At 32.6% G+C, this 1961-nt stretch carries 3 protein-coding genes; all 3 read left to right on the forward strand.

Features of this window, described 5'->3' with window-relative positions; genetic code table 11:
- A partial coding sequence (gapS4a, locus tag DWZ60_RS17385) for a GapS4a family protein (protein WP_158576418.1) occupies nucleotides 1-1047 on the forward strand: 1047 nt, incomplete at its 5' end.
- A gap of 2 nt (nucleotides 1048-1049) precedes the next feature.
- A complete protein-coding gene (locus DWZ60_RS16825) occupies nucleotides 1050-1367 on the forward strand; it encodes a hypothetical protein (RefSeq protein WP_119222177.1) in 318 nt (105 codons plus the stop codon).
- Nucleotides 1368-1472: 105 nt separating this feature from the next.
- The gene (locus DWZ60_RS16830; RefSeq protein ID WP_147397773.1) at nucleotides 1473-1880 is read left to right on the forward strand and encodes a hypothetical protein; all 408 of its coding nucleotides are present in this window, start codon (nucleotides 1473-1475) and stop codon (nucleotides 1878-1880) included.
- Nucleotides 1881-1961 lie beyond the last annotated feature (81 nt).

The following is a 1961-nucleotide window of genomic DNA, read 5'->3' on the forward strand; positions in this document are numbered from 1 at the left end:
ATTATAATGATGAAGATTAGGAGGAGCAAATATAATGGCTGTGGTGAAAAAGCGAAAAGCTCTGGTGAATACGGAGAACAAATTAGGAGGAGCAAATATAATGGCTGTGGTGAAAAAGCGAAAAGCTCTGGTGAATACGGAGAACAAATTGTAAAAAATATTCTTGATATGATGGGATGGAATAATGCAAATAGTGGGGTGACGGTACCATGCGTACATAAAGAAAAACATAAAAGGGAAAATTCTAAAGAGTCTCAAAAGCATGGAATTGATTATGTCTATACATATAAATCTCAATTAAGAGATGCCACTAAGCAAGATGTTTTGGTAAGCGTTAAATGTAGAGATGGATATCCAGTAACAGATAGCGGAATAAAAAGTAAATTTAAAGAATTTGTATTAGATTTGGCATATGCGATGGAGTGCTATCCAGCATGCGAATTAGCAAAGAAAAAGATACCTAATACAGATAAGAAGGTTATATCGGGATTAATATTCTGGATTGACAGAAGTCGTGAAGATGGGAGAGAAAATGAAAGTGTTATAGACAAAATAGGAAATTTTTATATGAATCAAGAATGTGTGTATGAAACAATAGCATTGGTAGACAACAAAAGAGCACAATTCTTATATCAGTTGTTATCTTATGCTCATTCAAAATATGGTAAAGAAAACGTTGAGTTTTTTTATATTGACACGGGGTTGAATAATTCTAGCCTACAACGCGTATATAGAGGAAAAGAAATGCCATATGAGTATATTAACTCAAATGTTATTCCGTTAGCAATTAGCAATGGTGACGAAAAAAGATTGTTTATTGGTGTTGCTGAAGCTTTTTGTAAAGAGTATTTAGAACGCTTAATAGGATTAGCACAGGAACTAACTAGTACATGGACTGCAAAGGTTACAATAGCATTTCCAGATTATAACTCGTTTGAACATAAGGAAGTTGTTTTAATGGCAAAAAGTTCTTTTGAAAATGCTGATTTTGTAAAAAATATTGAGGTTATAACGTATAAACCAGATTTCAGAGATGAGGTGATTTAATAATGGAGGAAATAAATATAAAAACATTGCTTCCGGTTGGTGAAAAATTAAAACCTTTGTTAAGCAAATCATGTATAAGTGAGTCTGATTTAAAAGGGATTTTAGCAGAACGTGGAGTATTCATGGGCGACAATTCTAAACAAATGTCAATACCGCTTCTTACACTTTCAATTATAAGTCCTAAAGAGTTTGAAAAATTACAAGAGTTTCAAAAGACGAAAGAAGATAGTGTGAAATTTCGCACCTCAAAAATTGAATCATCGACAAATGAGAATTTAAATGATATAGTGCCACTTTCTTTGATTGAACCTCAAAAATAATAGATGATCAAGAATTATACTGTTAATACGGATATGCAATTTACAATGAATTCTGAAAATAATCTTGTTCTTGAATACGAAATTTTACGAGAGGATATCACGAAGATGGCAAATTGTGAGAGTAAATTTTCAGGAAGAGTTGAAATTGTAAAAGATGAAAAAACCAAAGAAATTACATTTAGAAATGAATTCACATCATCTGAAACAGAAGTAATTAATCGAAAAGTTGTTAAGGATGTAGTGAAACTTTTGAAGGACAAAGGTGCAGTAGCAACTTCTGATTATGCAACGGAGTTATCTGCTAAAGAATTCAATAATAATCAGCGATTTATGTTTATGTTGTCAATAGCTAATAACAGTCCAAATGGATTTTTAGAATTTGAAGCAGTGAAAAATATAGAAATAGGGCCAGATAGGGAATCAAAACAACCACTGCCTGATTCAGCAAAATGGATGAATGGGAGCGTAAAAAATATTATAATTAACGTAAACGGTAGAATACGAGCACCTTGACAAATAGCAGACCGCTTTTGCGGTCTGTTTATTTTCCGCTGGCTTTTTGCGGCTTTCTAATGTTTTCGGGCAACATATCTG

The organism is Blautia sp. AF34-10 (assembly GCF_003477865.1).
GTDB lineage: Bacteria > Bacillota > Clostridia > Lachnospirales > Lachnospiraceae > Fusicatenibacter > Fusicatenibacter saccharivorans.